The organism is Terriglobales bacterium (genome assembly GCA_035691485.1).
In the GTDB taxonomy this organism is placed as follows: Bacteria; Acidobacteriota; Terriglobia; order Terriglobales; family Acidobacteriaceae; genus JAIQGF01.
Map to the genome: position 1 here is coordinate 23,343 of DASSIZ010000013.1, position 16,998 is coordinate 40,340.

At 61.8% G+C, this 16,998-nt stretch carries 13 protein-coding genes; 3 read left to right on the top strand and 10 right to left on the bottom strand.

Features of this window, described 5'->3' with window-relative positions; translation table 11 throughout:
- The first annotated feature begins 149 nt into the window (after positions 1 to 149).
- Entirely contained in the window at positions 150 to 2,063 is a 1,914-nt protein-coding gene (gene ftsH, locus VFI82_01600) for an ATP-dependent zinc metalloprotease FtsH (GenBank protein ID HET7183347.1), read from the top strand.
- Positions 2,064 to 2,144: 81 nt separating this feature from the next.
- Here the strand turns inward: ftsH and VFI82_01605 are convergent, their stop codons facing one another.
- The 4 genes from VFI82_01605 to VFI82_01620 form a co-directional block, all read right to left on the bottom strand.
- A complete protein-coding gene (locus VFI82_01605) occupies positions 2,145 to 3,476 on the bottom strand; it encodes a hypothetical protein (protein HET7183348.1) in 1,332 nt (443 codons plus the stop codon).
- A 248-nt stretch (positions 3,477 to 3,724) separates the two neighbouring features.
- Positions 3,725 to 4,696 carry a TIGR01777 family oxidoreductase gene (locus tag VFI82_01610; protein ID HET7183349.1) on the bottom strand — a complete coding sequence of 324 codons (972 nt, stop codon included), beginning with the start codon at positions 4,694 to 4,696 and terminating at the stop codon, positions 3,725 to 3,727.
- A gap of 126 nt (positions 4,697 to 4,822) precedes the next feature.
- Positions 4,823 to 5,746 carry a hypothetical protein gene (locus tag VFI82_01615; GenBank protein HET7183350.1) on the bottom strand — a complete coding sequence of 308 codons (924 nt, stop codon included), beginning with the start codon at positions 5,744 to 5,746 and terminating at the stop codon, positions 4,823 to 4,825.
- Between the two features lie 77 nt (positions 5,747 to 5,823).
- A complete protein-coding gene (locus VFI82_01620; GenBank protein HET7183351.1) occupies positions 5,824 to 6,717 on the bottom strand; it encodes a hypothetical protein in 894 nt (297 codons plus the stop codon).
- Between the two features lie 251 nt (positions 6,718 to 6,968).
- Between VFI82_01620 and VFI82_01625 the strand changes: the two genes are divergently transcribed.
- The gene (locus tag VFI82_01625; GenBank protein HET7183352.1) at positions 6,969 to 9,179 is read left to right on the top strand and encodes a bifunctional (p)ppGpp synthetase/guanosine-3',5'-bis(diphosphate) 3'-pyrophosphohydrolase; all 2,211 of its coding nucleotides are present in this window, start codon (positions 6,969 to 6,971) and stop codon (positions 9,177 to 9,179) included.
- Between the two features lie 129 nt (positions 9,180 to 9,308).
- Here VFI82_01625 and VFI82_01630 read toward each other — a convergent pair whose 3' ends face one another.
- Positions 9,309 to 9,527 carry a hypothetical protein gene (locus tag VFI82_01630; GenBank protein ID HET7183353.1) on the bottom strand — a complete coding sequence of 73 codons (219 nt, stop codon included), beginning with the start codon at positions 9,525 to 9,527 and terminating at the stop codon, positions 9,309 to 9,311.
- Between the two features lie 209 nt (positions 9,528 to 9,736).
- Positions 9,737 to 10,666 carry a universal stress protein gene (locus VFI82_01635; GenBank protein ID HET7183354.1) on the bottom strand — a complete coding sequence of 310 codons (930 nt, stop codon included), beginning with the start codon at positions 10,664 to 10,666 and terminating at the stop codon, positions 9,737 to 9,739.
- On the opposite strand from VFI82_01635, the gene VFI82_01640 reads away from it, so the two are divergent.
- On the top strand, positions 10,665 to 11,525 hold the full coding sequence (locus VFI82_01640; GenBank protein HET7183355.1) for a hypothetical protein: 861 nt from the start codon (positions 10,665 to 10,667) through the stop codon (positions 11,523 to 11,525). The two genes, VFI82_01635 and VFI82_01640, sit on opposite strands and share 2 nt — an antisense overlap.
- An 8-nt stretch (positions 11,526 to 11,533) precedes the next feature.
- On the opposite strand, the gene add is transcribed toward VFI82_01640, so the two are convergent.
- The 4 genes from add to VFI82_01660 all read right to left on the bottom strand — a co-directional run bounded on the left by add (position 11,534) and on the right by VFI82_01660 (position 16,942).
- The gene (add, locus tag VFI82_01645) at positions 11,534 to 12,553 is read right to left on the bottom strand and encodes an adenosine deaminase (protein ID HET7183356.1); all 1,020 of its coding nucleotides are present in this window, start codon (positions 12,551 to 12,553) and stop codon (positions 11,534 to 11,536) included.
- Positions 12,553 to 14,109 carry an amino acid permease gene (locus tag VFI82_01650; protein HET7183357.1) on the bottom strand — a complete coding sequence of 519 codons (1,557 nt, stop codon included), beginning with the start codon at positions 14,107 to 14,109 and terminating at the stop codon, positions 12,553 to 12,555. The genes add and VFI82_01650 overlap by 1 nt, the downstream gene beginning before the upstream one ends.
- Positions 14,110 to 14,271 (bottom strand): hypothetical protein, encoded by a 162-nt coding sequence (locus tag VFI82_01655; GenBank protein HET7183358.1) that lies wholly within the window; start codon positions 14,269 to 14,271, stop codon positions 14,110 to 14,112.
- A gap of 67 nt (positions 14,272 to 14,338) precedes the next feature.
- A complete protein-coding gene (locus VFI82_01660; protein ID HET7183359.1) occupies positions 14,339 to 16,942 on the bottom strand; it encodes a UvrD-helicase domain-containing protein in 2,604 nt (867 codons plus the stop codon).
- Between the last annotated feature and the right edge of the window lie 56 nt (positions 16,943 to 16,998).

A 16,998-nucleotide genomic window follows, 5' to 3' on the forward strand; every position in this document is an offset into this window, starting at 1 on the left:
GCCATTCCAGGCAGGAGCACGTTACAATGGTTGTACGGTTCTACAAAGGCGGCAAAAACCCGGTTCGGTTGGTGGGGCGCAGCATCTAATTGTCAGGGTGTGCCGGTTTGCGCCTCGTTTTCACCCCGGGCGCGTAGAGGAGTCTCTGAGTGAATTCAACGGTTAAGACGGTGGTGTTCTGGCTGGTAATCGTTCTGTCCGGCGTTTTGCTGTGGCAGGTGGTGAAGGCGGGGGGGACGGGGACCAAACCCAAGGAGATCAATTTCTCCGAATTTATGTCCCAAGTGGACCAGGGCAACGTCCAGGAAGTCACGATCATGGGCACCGAGGTCCAGGGGAAGAACCGCAACGACAAGATCGGGTTCCACACCACGGTTCCTGCCAACTATCCCGACATGTTCAAAACCCTTCAGGCGAAGGGCGTCAACATCACCGTCAAAGACGTGCAGAGTGGAAGCTGGCCGACGTGGCTGCTGAACCTGGCGCCGCTGATCCTGCTGGGCGCGTTGTGGTTCATCATGATCCGCCAGATGCAGACTGGCGGTAACAAGGCGCTGTCCTTCGGCAAGTCGCGCGCCCGGCTGCTCTCCATGCAGCAGAAGAAGGTCACGTTCAAGGACGTGGCCGGTGTGGACGAAGCCAAGGAAGAACTGCGCGAGATCATCGAATTCCTGCGCGAAGCGCAAAAGTTTCAGAAGCTCGGCGGACGCATTCCCAAGGGCGTATTGCTGGTCGGACCTCCTGGAACCGGCAAGACGCTGCTGGCGCGCGCGGTCGCCGGCGAAGCCAACGTACCGTTCTTCTCCATCTCCGGCTCCGATTTTGTCGAGATGTTCGTCGGCGTGGGCGCCAGCCGCGTCCGCGACCTGTTCGAGCAGGGCAAGAAGAATGCTCCCTGCATCATCTTCATCGATGAGATTGACGCGGTCGGCCGCCATCGCGGCGCCGGCCTGGGCGGTGGACACGACGAGCGCGAGCAGACCCTCAACCAGTTGCTGGTGGAGATGGACGGCTTCGAATCCAACGAAGGCGTGATCCTGATCGCCGCCACCAACCGTCCCGACGTCCTCGATCCGGCGCTGCTGCGGCCCGGCCGCTTCGACCGCCGGGTGGTGGTTCCGCGTCCCGACGTGCGCGGTCGCGAAGAGATCCTGCGCGTGCATACCCGCAAGATTCCCATCGCCGACGATGTCGATTTGTCCGTCCTGGCCCGCGGCACCCCTGGCTTCAGCGGCGCCGACCTGGCCAACATGGTGAACGAGGCCGCGCTTCTGGCGGCGCGCGCCAACCGCAAGGTTGTCACCATGTACGACATGGAAATTGCCAAGGACAAGGTGCTGATGGGCGCCGAGCGCAAGTCCATGCTGCTCTCCGAAGAGGAGAAGCGCGTGACCGCCTATCACGAGGCCGGCCATGCCCTGGTCGCGACATTGCGTGACGACTCCGACCCGCTGCACAAGGTCACCATCATCCCTCGCGGCATGGCGCTGGGCGTGACCATGCAGTTGCCCATCGACGATAAGCATACCTATCGCAAGACCTACCTGGAGACGCGGCTGGCCATTATGATGGGCGGGCGCGTGGCGGAGGAATTGTTCCTCAACACCATGACCACCGGCGCCGGCAATGATATTGAGCAAGCCACCGAACTGGCGCGCAAGATGGTGTGCGAGTTCGGCATGAGCGACCTCGGCCCGCTCACCTTCGGCAAGAAGGAAGAGCAGATCTTCCTGGGACGCGAGATCGCCCAACATCGCGACTACAGCGAGGACACGGCGATCAAAATTGACCAGGAAGTTCGGCGCTTTGTGGATTCCGGATACAAGTCGGCGGTGGAGATCCTGAGCAGCCACCGCGAGGCGCTGACCCGAATTGCGCTGGCGCTGCTGGAGCGCGAGGTGCTCGATGCCAACGAGATCAAGCTGGTGATCGAAGGCAAGGCGCTTCCGCCGGTCAAGCAACCCAGCTCGCACGATGACCAGGGCGTGCAGCAGGTGCTGAAACCAGCGCCGGGCGGAGCACAGCCGGGCATCGTGCCGGGCGAGCGGCCCACGCCGGCCTAGTTTGAGTTTCTTCTCTTAATCGGGCGGCCTTCGGGCCGCCCTTTATTTTTCGCCGATTGAAGTCCAGGCGTCGCCGAGGTGTTACTTCAGCGCCTGGTCCCAGCCTTTCTTGCCTTCCGGATCGCGCCATCCCTGGAAACGAAGCTCGTTCGGAACTTGACGCACCTTCCAGTAACCGCTGTTGGCGCCGATGTAAGTTCCAAGCGAATCCAGGATCTTTGCGTAGTCCTTCCGGTCTTGATCGTTGAGTTTCGCGTCCGTGGTGCGCGCGTTCAGGAATTGGATGGTCGCATCTCGCAGCAGGAGCAGGTCCTTCTCCGGCCACTGCACCAGCACCATGTCGTTGTCGGGATTGTTGTCATGATCGTTGACCGCCAGCATCTGCTGCAGCATGGTGCCCTGCTGCCGCAGGTTTTCGCCGTACGACGAGACTACGTTGTCCCGGCCCACGCTGAGAGCCAGCGCCTGCTGCGCCGGCGTCCATTGCTTCCATACCTTCTTGTTGACGATCATGTACGTCAGTAGGAACGGCTGATGCCAGCCCGGAAAATGCATGTAGCGGGTGCCGACGGTGCCGGGATTTCCTTCCGGCAGGCCGCAAAGCTGCGTGTAATCGTCCATCGGCGTCGCCATCTCATAAGCTTGCAGCTGGCCCTCCGATACCGCTTTTACCAGCGACGCGTTCCCTGACACCGCCTGGATAAACTTAATGTTCTTCTTGGGAATTGCGCCCTTCTCGACCAGGTTGTCGCAGGCGCGGTCAATCACGAACTGTGCCGGCGGCAGGTAGCGGAAGGTCCAGTTTTGCTGGCACAGGCCGGCCAGCCCGATCCCGGGCTTTTTTCCCACGTTGCCCACCGGCAGCATGAAATATCCGGACCCCTGCTGGCTGCTGGCCACGATCGGAAACGCGACAATGTTCCGCCCGCTGTTGTCCAGGATTTGTTGCAGCAGCTCGAGGCCGGTGCGGCCTCCGTTGTCCACCGATTTCCCATACAGGAAGCCGATGAACTCATCGAAGTTGGGGCCGAAGGGAACTCCCGAATTGTAGATGAAGCCCCATGCCGCGTTCAGGTCCCCGCCCGAGACATAGGCAGCGTCGAATCCGGTACCCCCCGCCAGCGGACCGCCGGCTGACACCGCATCCACAATGTTCTTGAACTCTTTCGGAATAGGTGGAGTAGGGGTCGCCTTGGCGAACCTGATTTGTCCCTGCTTGCCGAGAGTAGTGGCGGACATGTTTGCCAGCTTCGCGGCGTACTCATCGGCGGGAGGGCCGATGGTCGCCCAGCCGCTGAAACTGCGGAAGGAAATGTCCTGTGCCGGAGCGCAGGGCGCGTTCAACAGGGCGGCGCATACCAAGACCGCCACGGCGAGGCCAGGGGCCCAAGCGTATCTCTTATGCCATTTCATGTTTTTTCCCTTCACGATCAACTTAGGAAGCGATTAGGAACCGAATTCTACGGCTGGCCGGCGTCGTGGGAGCCCGGAACTGCATTCCGCGACCGGAATACGGAATCGGCTCCGTGCCATTTTGGGATTACTTCTCGGTGGGCCCCGGCGCTCTCCGCCGGGGCTGCCCTGGAGGAAGCCACGCTCGTTGGAGCGCGGTCGCCCTCGGCCGCGCCACAGAGGGACCGGGCTTTTTTCTATCAGTCTTATTACTTTCCCAGCACGTGTTGCAAAGCCCCGCGCAACTCCGGGTAGCGAAACTGGAATCCTCCGGCCAGCGCCGCCCGCGGCACCGCCCGGTTGCTCGCCAGCAGCAATTCCTCTCCCATCTGACCAAACACCGTGCGCACGACGAATGCCGGCACCGGAAACAGGGTGGGCCGGTGAAGCACCGCCCCCAGCACGCGCGTGAATTCGGCATTGGTCACCGGGTTCGGCGCAACGGCATTCAACGGGCCGCGCAGCGATTCGTTGGTCAGGGCGAAGAGGATCAGCGCAACCACGTCGTCCAGCGCAATCCAGCTCATCCACTGCCGGCCGTCTCCGATGCGTCCGCCGGCCCCCATCCGAAACGGAGGCAGCATGCGCGGAAGCGCGCCGCCCGTTGCGCTCAGGACCATCCCGGTGCGCAGCATGACGGTTCGGATCCCCGCTTCGCTGGCTGCGCGCGTCGCCTGCTCCCACTGCCGTCCGACTTCAGACAGAAATGTCGACCCCGGAGGATCGGATTCGGCCACCACCTTGTCCCCAGTCTCTCCATAAATGCCGTTGGCCGACGCGCTGACCAGCACACGCGGCTTCGGGTTGGCGCGCGCCATCGAGGCGGCGATCGTCTGCGTGCCCTGGACACGGCTGTTCAGGATCAGGGCCTTGCGCTGCTCGCTCCAGCGGCCGGCGCCCACATTCTCCCCTGCCAGGTGCACCACCGCATCGGCCCCGCTGAACCGGGAGCCATCAATTGCGCCGCCCGGGTCCCACTGGATTTCAGCGGCACCCGCGCGCGGCGCCCGCCGCACCAGCGCGACGGCTTCGTGCCCCGCGTTTCGCAGCGCCGGCATCAATGCCGATCCAAGCAGTCCCGACGCTCCTGTCACCAACACCCGCACAGGGATATGGTAGCTGAGGAATGCCTTTTGGCGTGCGGTTTGATCGAATCGAACGGTCGCGAAATTGTCTGGCATTCTCTCAGTCGGCCAGATCTGCCATGTCACCAAGCACCTGATGACCGGTGACTGACAGACTGATCGACCGAGCAAAAAAAAAAGCCCGGCCTCTTCGGACCGGGCTGGGGCTTAATTTCTCAACTCTTACTTGGTCTCTGTTTTTACGTCCTTCATGGCCGCCGGTTTTGCGGTTTTTGTGGCCGGCGTCTTGGTCATCTGTGTCTTCGGGGTCCAGAAGCTCGGGTTTGCCGCTACCACCTTTTCCGATACGTAGCTCATGCCCGGGCTGATGGACAGGAAATCACGCTGGAAGTATTGCTCGTCATTCTGCGCGAATTCGGTGAACGCCTTCCGCCCTTCGTCGCCGATCGCTTCGTAGTACGCCGAGCCCTTGCCGTGCGTTTTGCCGGCTTGATCAAATTCCTTCAGCGACTTTACCGGCTGGAACACCATAATCGTTCCCATGGGCCCGCCCAGTCCCACGCCGTACACCAGCATGTGCTCATCGAGGTTCGCTTTCTCGTGCGCCGCGTTCACCGCCTTGCGCATCTCCGCGAACTTCTCATAGTGGCCCAACTTCACCCGATAGGTGTCCACCATGAAGTACTTGTATTCGCCCAGGTTGAAGTTCGGGCGATAGCTCAGCTCGGAGTTGTAGAACAGGAAGGTGGAACGAACGCCGCTCAGCAAGTCGCCGTCGGCTACGTTGGCGCGATCCAATTCGGTTTGCACCGCTTTGTTCGCTTCGAATGCCTGGTTGGCTTTTTCCACTTCCTCCATCGAGGCGTACGGGCTCATGTACCACGCCTCCGACGGCCCACTCATCGTCGTCGTTCCCAGGTAGTAATACTTCAAGTTGGCTTTCTTGTAGGCAGCCAGGAACGCCGCCTCGGTTTTCGCGTGCAACGGCCCTTTGCCAGGCTTCACTTCTTCCCGGAACATCTGAATGATCGGGGGTGGGCCACTGGCGCCTTCCGGATCTGTTGCGTTCTGCGCCGCCACCGGCGGGGGCGCCATGATGGCCGCCATCACCAGCAATGCAAACAACTCAATTCCGACTTTTCTCATCCTGTCTCCTCTTTTCTTTTTTTCTGCTTTTTCTGCAAAAATTCAACAGGTGCGCTGTTTGGCCGCGCGCCATGTTCCTACTGTTTTTGTTCGGTTTTGGTTTCTTTCAGGCCCACCGGCTTGGCTGTCTTGGCGGCCGGCGATGCCTTGGTCATTTGCGTCTTCGGATGCCAGAATGACGGGTTCGCCTTCGCTACATCCTCCGGCACGTAGCTCATGCGCGGGCTGAACGAATACAACCGGCTTTCGGCGGACTGCACCGTCTTGCCCACCGCGTCGAAAAACCCACCCTCTTTCAAGGCCGCGCTGTACTCTTTGTTGGGCGGCTCGTCCCAGGCAGCCATGCTTTTTATCGGCGTGAAATAGATGTAAGTGCCCACCGGCATGCCGGAGGTCACTTCATAACCGATCGAGTGATAATCCGGATGCGCTTTCTCGCGCGCGGCGGCAACGATTTTCGCCACTTCGTCCGGCCCTGAGCCCAGCTTGTAACGCACCAGCAGGACGCTGAAGTACTTGTATTCGCCGAGCGGGAAATTCGGCTGATAGCTCAACTCCGGGCGGTAGCGCGCCAGGATGGTGCGCGTTTCCGAAACAAAATCCGTTTCCTTCGTCGAATAACTGGCCATTACCTGGGCCAGTGTCGGATTGTTTTCGTACGATTCGTTGGTCTTCTCCACTTGCGCGAAGCCGTCGAACCCCATCATGAACCAGTCTTCATCCGGCCCGCTGACCGCGCTTATAGTCAGCATGTGGGGAATTTTCGGGTCGGCTTTGATCATGGCCTGGGTCCAGGCAGCCTCATGTTGGCGATGGGCCATCGTCTTACCGGGCTTGCTGTCTTCCCGGATGATTTGCAGCACCTTCGGCGGGCCTCCCATCTTGTCCATGTCGCCCGACATCTGCCCCATCATCGCGATCGGGCAGGCAAGCAGCGCGAACACAGACAGACACTCAAGGACTTTGCGCATATGGCCTCCTCTTCTCCGACTGTTAGTTCAGTGAAATGTTGGCGAGCTGTGTATAAAAGGAAGGGGCCCCACCCGGAAACTGGCTACCTGAGCGTGCCTCAGCCTATCCTTGGGCGGAAGCAGTGTCAATGGTCAGTTATGCGGCGAATTGCCATCGATGCTGGCCGCAGATACGAATTTGGAACCATCCCAAAGTTCGCCGCTTTGCGACGTCGGTCTTGCGCCGCCGCCTTCACCCCTTATAATCAAGTATGGCGACCCTCCGCCAGCAGCTCGCGACCAATGTCTTGCGGGTCACCCGTTTCCGTGACCTGATGAAGCAGGTCCGGGCCTATCGCCCCAATGATGACCTCGAAGTCATCAAGAAGGCGTACGATTTTTCCCTCCGCTATCACACCGGCCAGACGCGCGCCTCCGGCGAGCCCTACCTGGTTCATCCCCTGGAAGTCGCCTGCGTGCTGGCCGAAATCAAGCTCGATACCGTCGCCATTGCCGCCGGCCTGCTGCACGACCTGGTCGAAGACACATCGGTCACCATCCAGGAAATCGAAAAAGAGTTTGGCGACCAGGTGGCGCACATCGTCGAGGGCGTCACCAAGATCAGCAAAATCGATTTCCACACCCGCGAAGAGCGCCAGGCCGAAAACCTGCGCAAGATGATGCTCGCCATGGTGGACGACATACGCGTCGTCCTCATCAAGCTCGCCGACCGCCTGCATAACATGCGCACCCTGCAGCACCTGCCGGAAGAGCGCCGCCTTTCCATCGCCCGCGAGACCCTGGAGATCTATGCCCCCATCGCCCATCGCCTCGGCATGGGCAAGATTCGCGGCGAACTTGAGGACCTGGCATTCCCCTACGTCGATCCCATCGCCTACGAGCAGGTGCGCGAAGCGGTGGAGGCGCGCCGCAAGTCCGGAGAGGAATTTCTCGCCAGCATGACCGGCATCATCCGCGAGAAGCTCAAGGAAGCCGGCATCCAGGCCCGCGTCGAAAGCCGCATCAAGCGCCTCTACTCCATCTACCTCAAGATCCAGCGGCAGCGCATCACCGTCGACCAGATGTACGACCTGCTCGCTGTCCGCATCATCACCGGCTCCGTGCAGGATTGCTACGCCGTGCTGGGCATGATCCACAATCTGTGGCGCCCGGTGCCAGGCCGCATCAAGGACCACATCGCCATGCCACGGCCCAACCTGTACCAGTCGCTGCATACCTCCGTCATCCCCGAAAGCGGCACCCCCTTCGAGGTCCAGATCCGCACCGAGGAGATGCACCACATGGCCGAGGAGGGCATCGCGGCGCACTGGAAATACAAGGACGGCCCCGTTTCCGCGCGCGACGAGCAGCGCCTCGCCTGGCTGCGCCAGGTGGTCGAGTGGCAGCGCGATGTCAGCGATCCCAACGAATTTCTCTCCACCCTCAAAATCGATCTCTACCCGGAAGAGGTCTACACGTTTACCCCCAAGGGCAAAGTCGTGGTGCTGCCGCGCGACGCCACCCCGATTGACTTTGCCTACACCGTGCACACCGAGGTCGGGCACTCCTGCGTCGGCGCCAAGGTGAACGGGCGCATGGTCCCTTTGCGCTACAAGCTGAAAAGCGGCGACATCGTGGAAATTCTTACCCAGCCCGGACACAAGCCCAGCCGCGACTGGCTGGCGCTGGTCAAGTCGAGCCGCTCGCGGCAGAAAATCAAGCATTGGCTCAACGTCCACCAGCGCGAGCGCGCCATCGAAATCGGCCGCAAGCTGATCGAAAAGGAAGCGCGCAAATATCGTGTTCCGATGAAGGACATTTCCGACGCGCAGTACCTGAAGGTCGCCGGCGACATGGGCCTGGGACGCGCCGACGATCTCATGGCCGCCATCGGCTATGGCAAGTTTGCCGCCCGCCAAGTACTGGCCCGGCTGGCGCCGGCGTCAGCCGCGGATCCTACCCCGGAGACGGCGCCCGAAGAAAAGCCCGGAGGGCTATTGCGCCGGGTCTTCGGCGGCGACGGCGGCGGCGCCATCTCCGTCAAAGGGCACGACGACCTGCTCGTTTACCGCGCCCGATGTTGCAATCCCATCCGCGGCGAGGACATCGTCGGCTACGTCACCCGCGGCAAGGGCGTCGCCGTGCACGCCCGCAATTGCCCCAACGTCATGAATTTGATGTACGAATCGGACCGCCGCATCGACGTGGAGTGGGCGCGGCCCCGCAAGGAAGACGGCGCCGCCGGATATCCCGTCAAGCTCACCGTTTTTTGTGACGACCGCAGCGGCATGCTCAAGCAGATGACGGCGCTCATCAGCGACGAAAACGTCAACATCCGCAACATCGAAGCCCGCACCGCCAACAGCCAGGCCACCGTCGACTTCGTCATCGATATCGAGGACCTCAAACACCTGGAACGCATCGTCGCCGGCCTGCGCAAGATCGACGGCGTGCACGATGTCCAGCGCGTCCAGAAAATCTAGCGAGTCCCTGATCTCGATTGAATGCCTGATCTCAAAGTCCGGTGCAGCGGCGGATTTTATTCTTTATTCCGGCGGCCGGGTGGTCCACCCCAGCCGCTCTTGCTAGGGTGGGAAAACTCGAAGCTTTCCCTACCGGTGCAGCACCTTCTTCGTCTTGGCCACGATATCGCCCACCGTTGATCCAATCGTTTTCGCTACCTCGGTGAGCCGGTCCCGGTTGGCGGGTTGACCAGCAGCCTGCGTCGAAGCGCTCGTTGCCGTGGCGCGCTGGCGCGATTTTTTCGCGGCGGGTCGCTTCCTTGTCGATTTCTCTTTCGCTGTCGTCGCGCTGCTCTTCTTGGTTGCCATTCGCCTCTCTCCGATGTCGCCGCGCAGTATACGACAAAATAGATGGCAGGAACTTGTGTGGCGCGGCCGAAGAACCTAGCCACAGAGAGAAAATAGACAACGGCAAAGCAGAAAACAAAGACGGCTGTGGTGACGAAACCGCGGCGTCTGAAACAGGGGCTGACAGCCGAAAAAGAAAAAAATCCTCTGCGGCCTCTGTGGCTAAAACGTCAGCTACGCCCCTGCGACGCGCCCCGCACGCTTAGCACCGGGCAACCTGCCTCGCACACAACCTTGTACGCGTGCATCCAGGGCAGCCGGTCCACGTAGCTGTCTGGCGCCTTCAGCCCGAAGGCCACCAGGTCCACGCCAAGCGATGACGCCGTTTCGATCACCGTTTCGGCCACCGCGCCGAACCCAACCTGGAAATCCATCCTGGGCGATAGCTGCGCCGTCAGTGACACCATCTCTCGCATGCGCTCCTGCAGCCCGGTGATGACGCGCGCGCGGTCCCGCGCCGCGTCTGCTTCCAGCCGCTCCACCACGTGCAACATCGTGATACGGCCGCCGAAGTCGTCGGCGATCGCCGTAGCCAGCGGTAGCGCCTGCGCCGATTCCGGTGAAAAGTCGGTCGGAAAAAGAATGTGTTTAAGCCGCACCGATTGCGGATCTGATGTCCAGGAGCGCGGCCCCACGGTCAACACCGGGCAGCTGGCATGGCGAAACAGGTCTTCGGCCACCGAGCCCAGGACGATCTTTCGCAACCCGGTGCGGCCATGCGTCCCCACCACTGCCAAGTCGATGTGCTCGCGCCGGATGAAGTCGCGCAGCATTTCGCCGACTCCGCCGACGTCCACCCAGGTGTGATGGCGGAGGTCCTGGCAGCGGGTGCGCTTCAGCACATCCCCGAGCCGCGCTTCGGCCTCGGCCCGCGCCAGTTGCAGTGCCCGCTCCAGGGCCTCAGACGTCCCCATGTACGCCTCCGGAGGAACGAAGGTGAAAATGCCCGGTTGCAGCACGTGCACCATGTGCAGCCTGGAGTGGAAATGGTGCGCCGCGGTTACCGCGTGCAGCAGGGCGCGTTCTGAGCAGGGTGAGAAATCGGTTGCGACCAGGACATTGCGGATCGCAAGCGCGACTCGCGGAGCTGTGGCAGCCATGGCCCGCCTCCTCAAGCGTCGGGTCAGCTTCCGGCTCGGCGCGGGCAGTTGTTCGACTTCATCCTACGCCCCGGCCATGATCCCTGCTGTGACGCATCGCACACCATTTCGCCCGTTCCCGATTGACTCCCGCAGCCCGCGCGGCTACCATCACGCCGCTGTGGGGGGCGAGATGGAAGCCAGCAGTACTAGCGGCGCACAACTTCAGTCCAGCTCTCAGAAGGTGGAAGCGCCCCGGGTGGGTGCCGTCGTCTTGCGTGTCGCCTGGCTGGCTGTTCTGCTTGGGCTTGCCATGCAAGTATTGCTCATTGTTGTCGGCGTTGCCTTTGGCAAATCCGGCAATGTGACCCGTATCTTCGCCACCACGCTTTCGACCATCTCTTGGTCCACGGTAGTTTGCGTCGGCGTCGCAATCGGAGCTGTCATTTCAAAATTGGATGTGGGCGCCACCTCGCTTGCCGGGCTTCTCTCCGCGCCCATCGCCTTCAATGTAGCGCGCACCGTGCATCGCGGCGTCTCGACCGCCCTTCATCTGTCAATCGCCGGCGCCCCCGGTCCCTCGCCGCTGCTGCTGGGCATCATCAAGTCGCTGGAGTACGCTGCTCTCGGAGGTGTTGTCAGCTGGCTTGCGAAGCGCGGCAAGCCAGGTGGCGGGGCCTACGCGTTGGTGGGTTTGTCTGTCGGGGCGATATTCGGCGGAATTGCACTCGGCTGCACCTACAGGAGCGGTGTCGTCACCGTCGCCGACCTGGTGCCGCGCGCTGTCAACGAGCTGCTGTTTCCCGTCGGCTGCTCTATGGTTTTGTTTGTATCTCAGGCGGTCGGAGCACACCTGGCATCGAAGCAGAGCACCCGTTGACGTGGCGCCTAAACCTGCCGGATGCCGAGCGATGAAAAACCCGAAAGGAACTCCCGCTTCTTCTCTTCCGGCAAGAACGAGGCCTCGAACGAATTCCTCGCCATTTCCCGCAATTGCTCATCGCTGAAACCGAACGTCTCCTGCGCAACCTGGTATTCGCGGCACAACGTCGTCTCAAACATCGCCGGATCATCGGTGTTCAACGTCACCATGATTCCCTGGTCGTAATAAGTCTTCAGCGGATGCTCCTGCGCCGCGGCGCAACACCCGGTGCGCAGGTTGCTGGTGAGACAAATCTCGACCGGCACGCGCGCCTGTGCCAGTTGCGACATCAGCTCGCGGTCTTTCCACAACGCCAGGCCATGTCCGATGCGTTCAGCCTGCAGCACGTCCAGGGCGGCACGGATGGATTCCGGGCCCACCGATTCGCCCGCATGCGCGGTCAAGCGCAGGCCGTGGTCGCGGGCGCGCGCGTAGAGATCGCGAAACCACTGCGCCGGTCCCTGTGCCTCGTCCCCGCCAATTCCAATTCCGATCACGCCGCGCTCGCGCAGCTGGAGCGCCCGGTCGAACACTTTTTGCGCGGCTTCCACGCCGAATTGACGCGTCGCGTCGAAGATCCAATACAGCGACACGCCGAAATCCCGCGCGCCACGCTCCCGCCCTCGCTCCAGGCCCTCGAAGATAGCGTCGAAGTCGCGCTCGCGAAACATGATCACGCCCACCGATACGTACACCTCGGCGTGCAGTGCGTTTTCCGCCTTCAGCTTCTGCATCAGGCGATAGCTGATGAGCTCGTAATCTTCCGGCGTGCGCAGCCAGTGCGTGACCCGCTTGAACGCGTCCAGGAAGGCGGTGAAGTTCTCGTGCTTGTAGAGACGCGCCAGGCGCTCGCGATCGACGGGGCCCCCGCCGTGCAACACGATCAGCTCTGCCAACTCATCCGGGCCGATCGAACCCTCCAGGTGAAGATGGAGCTCGGCCTTGGGAAGAGAGCGAATAAACGCCGATGGCTCGCTGGCCTGCATCAGCGCGCGAATTCCGAGTGGCGGCGACTGTACAGGAAGTAGATGAACAGGCCGATTGCCAGCCACACGAAGAAGCGGATCCAAGTGATGACCGTCAGGCCCGTCATCAGCCCGCCGCAGAGAATGACCGAAATCAGCGGGAACAGCGGCACCAGCGGCACACGGAAGCCGCGCGGCCGATCCGGCTGCGTCCTGCGCAGAAAGATCACTCCCAGCGAGACGAGCACGAAGGCGAACAGCGTCCCGATATTGGAGAGGTCCGCGGCATCGCCGATGTCCACCAGTCCTGCCGGGATTCCCACCGCGAATCCCGCGATCCACGTGGACCAGTGCGGCGTCTTAAATCTCTTGTGTACGGCGGAGAAGATTTTCGGCAGCAGGCCGTCGCGCGACATGGCGAACCAGATACGCGTCTGCCCATATTGAAAGACGAGCAGCGACGAGAGCATTCCGGTGAGCGCGCCGATGATGATCACCGACTGCCAGATGCGGTTCGCGCCCAGCTGCTTCAAGGCGTAAGCCACTGGCGCTTCGGCCGCGGCGCCGGAAGTGAAGGTCGAATACTTCATCATGCCGAGCAGCACCAGCGCCACGCCGACATAGAGAATGGTGCAAACGATCAGCGAGGCGATGATGCCGAAGGGGATGTCTTTTTGCGGCTCCTTGGATTCCTCCGCAGCGGTGGAGACCGAATCGAAGCCGATGTAGGTGAAGAAGATGATGGCGCCGCCGGTGACCACGCCCGCGAATCCTGACGGCATGAAGGGATGCCAGTTCGCCGGACGCGCCAGCATTCCGCCCACGACCAGGAAGGTGACGATCGCACCAAGCTTCACCATCACCATGACGTTGTTGGTCTCCGCCGATTCGCGCACTCCGCGCACGAGTAAAACCGTCAGGATGAAGACGACGAGAAATGCAGGCACATTGAAATATGCACCTGTCAATTTCCCCGAGGCGTACACCGCGCTCGACCACGCGTCGGGCAAGACGATGCCGAAGGCGGCAAGCTGCGCCTTCAGGTATCCGCTGAATCCGACCGCCACCGCGACATTGCTGACCGCATACTCCAGAATCAGGTCCCAGCCGATGATCCAGGCGAAGATCTCGCCCAGCGTCGCGTACGAGTAAGTGTAGGCGCTGCCCGCGATCGGAATCATCGAGGCCAGTTCTGCATAGCACAGTCCCGCGAAGGAGCACGCCACGGCAACCAGGATGAACGAGATCGCGATTGCCGGACCCGCAGGCGGACGTCCATGCATGAGCGCGCCCGCGCTCGACCCGTGGCGCAGGAAGTTGGCGATCAGGTCGAGCACCTGGGCGTGCAGGATGGAGGGAACCTCGAAGTGCTCGCCCGCCGCTGCCGTGCCCGTCAACACGAAGATCCCGCTGCCGATGATGGCCCCGATGCCGAGCGCGGTGAGGCTCCATGGTCCCAGCGTCTTCTTCAGCCGGTGCTCGGGCTCCTCCGAGTCCGCGATCAGCTTGTCGATGGACTTGCGTGCGAGCAGTTGCGAGCCCGTGACTTGAGCCGCTGGTTTGTCGGTTGTCGTCAATTACCGTTTCGCCTGGCCGCGGGCCATTTTCTTCACCTTGGGCTTCTTCGAGCCGCGGGCGTAGTCGCGCTTCTTCTTCGGCTTCTCAATCGTCGCCTTCTTGCGCGACGCGCGCTTGCTCTTCTTGCGTTCTTCTCTGGATAAAGCTGAGGTATTTGCCATGAGTTCTCTTTCCGATGGAATCAATTCGTGCCTGTGCCAGCTAAGAGCTAATGGCTAACCGCCTCTTTCACACCCGCTCCAGCTGCGCGTACTTCTCGACCAGCTTCTTCAGCCCGAATCTTGGGAATTGTACCGTAATCTTCGCATCCTCCCCGTCGCCCTCGCGCTTGTACACCGTTCCTTCGCCGTATTTCGGGTGCTTCACGCGCTGCCCGGGACGAAATCCGGTGCGCCCGCTCGGAGCAGGCACGTCAACTTTCGGACGCGTGAACTTCTTGCCGCGGGAAGCGAAGAATTCCGCGATATTGTCGATCGAGTTGTAGGTATGGTGCGAACCGGCATACGAGGGCCGCTGCTTCTGACGGCCAGTGGACCCGCGCTGGTCCTCGTTTTCGTAGTCGTAGTGCCGGTCGTGCTCGTAGTGCGAGGAAGCGTAGTCGTCCTTGTACTCGCGGATCTTTTCCTCCGTGCTCCAACTCGAGCGCCGGGGAGAGCCAAGCTCCTGCAGCAACTGGGGCGGGATCTCCTCCAGGAAGCGCGACGGGATGGATGCTTCCGGCATGTCCGTGCCGTAACGCCGGCGGTAACGGGCCCGGCTCACGATCAGCTGGTCCATCGCTCGCGTCATGCCGACGTAGCACAGCCGGCGCTCTTCCTCGATGTCGTCAGGATTGAGGAACGTCCGCGAATGCGGGAACAGTCCCTCTTCCATCCCGGCCAGGAACACCACCGGAAATTCCAGGCCCTTGGCGGCATGCAGCGACATGAGCGTGATCTTGGCGGCGGAATCGTACTGGTCCGCGTCGCTGACCAGCGCGGCGTGATCGAGAAATTCCTGCAGCGACTCGCCGCGGTCTCGGGAATCCATGGCGGCATTAACCAGTTCGCGAAGGTTCTCGATGCGCGCCAGCGACTCGGGCGTGTCTTCTTCCTCCAGCGACTTGATGTAGCGGGTGCGGTCAAGCAGGTACTTCAGCAGCTCAGCGGTGGCGGCGGGGGGTTGTTCGCCGGCGGCGGGGGCGCTGGCGGCATCGGAGCTGTCGGTTTCGTCAGACCCGGCGGTGGCGCCGTGGCCTCCATCGTCGGACGAGGATTCCAGGTTCGCGCCAAAGTCGAACGACAGATCCTCGCCGTCTTCTCCCGGCGGTGCGGCTTCCGGCGTGGTTCGGTCCTCCGGTTCGCTGTCGCTGCCGTCGATGGAGTCCCCCAGCCACTTCGCATAGGTCCCGGAGAGCATGGCCCGCCCGCCCTCGATGATGTCGTGGAAGTTCTTCAACGATGCGGCGGCGCGCTGCGGTACCAGCAAGGCATCGACCGCATTGCCGATCGCACCCCATAGCGACTTGCCCGTTTCCAGCGCGATGCGTTCCAGCGTGTCCAGGGTGCTGCGGCCGATGCCGCGCGCGGGCGTGTTGATGACCCGCATCAGCGCGATGGTGTCGTCGGGATTCTGTACTACCTTGAGATACGAGATCATGTCCTTGATCTCGGCGCGCTCGTAGAACGAGAAGCCGCCCACCACGTGGTACGGCAGCTGGTAGCGGCGCATCGCTTCTTCAAACAGCCGCGACTGCGCGTTGGTGCGATAGAGCACGGCCGCCCGGGCGCGGTCGTCGCCTTCTTTGGCTGACTCCTGCAGGTACTTGGAGAACAAATCGGCGGCGAACAGTGCTTCGTTCTCGCCGTCGGGAGCTTCGTAGTAGCCGATCTTGTCCCCGCCCTGCCGCGAGGTCCAAAGGTTCTTGCCTTTGCGCTTCACGTTGTTGGCGACCACGGCGGAGGCGGCGCTCAGGATGTTCTGCGTCGAACGGTAGTTCTGCTCCAGGCGAATGATCTTGGCATCGCCAAAATCCTTTTCGAATTCCAGGATGTTGCGGATGTCGGCGCCGCGCCACGAGTAGATGGACTGGTCCTCGTCGCCGACGGCGCACACGTTGTGCCGCTCTCCGGCGAGCAGGCGCATGAGTTCGTACTGCGGGCGGTTGGTGTCCTGGTATTCGTCGATCAGAATGTACTGAAACCGCCGGTTCCAGTAGTGTCGCACCGGTTCGGCGACCTTGAGCAGCCGCACCGTCTCCAGCAGCAGGTCGTCGAAGTCCATGGCATTCGCCTTGCGCAGTTCCTGGCGGTAAATCTCGTAGACGTGCGCCACCTGCTCGGACTTCAGGTCGGAGGATTGCAGGAACGTTTCCTGCGGGTCGAGCATGTGGTTCTTCGCCCAGGAAATGCGCGCCAGCACGGTGCGCGGCGTGAGCTGCTTGTCATCGAGCCCGAGACGGCGGATGGCCTGCTTGACCAGCGATTGCTGGTCGGCTTCGTCGTAGATGGCGAATTGCTTGGTGTAGCCGATGTTGTTGATGCGCAGCGCCTCGATGTCGCGCCGCAGCATGCGCACGCACATGGAGTGGAAAGTGGAAATCCACGGCTTGGCGAAGCTGCGGCCGCCGACCAGTTGTTCCACGCGCTCCGCCATCTCGGCGGCAGCCTTGTTGGTAAACGTGACCGCCAGGATCGACTCGGGCGCGGCCCCGAGCTGCTCGATCAGGTGCGCGATCCGGTAGGTAATCACGCGCGTCTTGCCCGACCCCGCCCCGGCCAGGATGAGGATCGGCCCGTCGGCGGTTTCGACCGCTTCGCGTTGTTGCGGATTCAGTTCGTCGAGGAACGACACGTTAATCTAGTCTCACGTTTCGCGTTTCACCTCCCAAGGCCACAGCAACGTGAAAC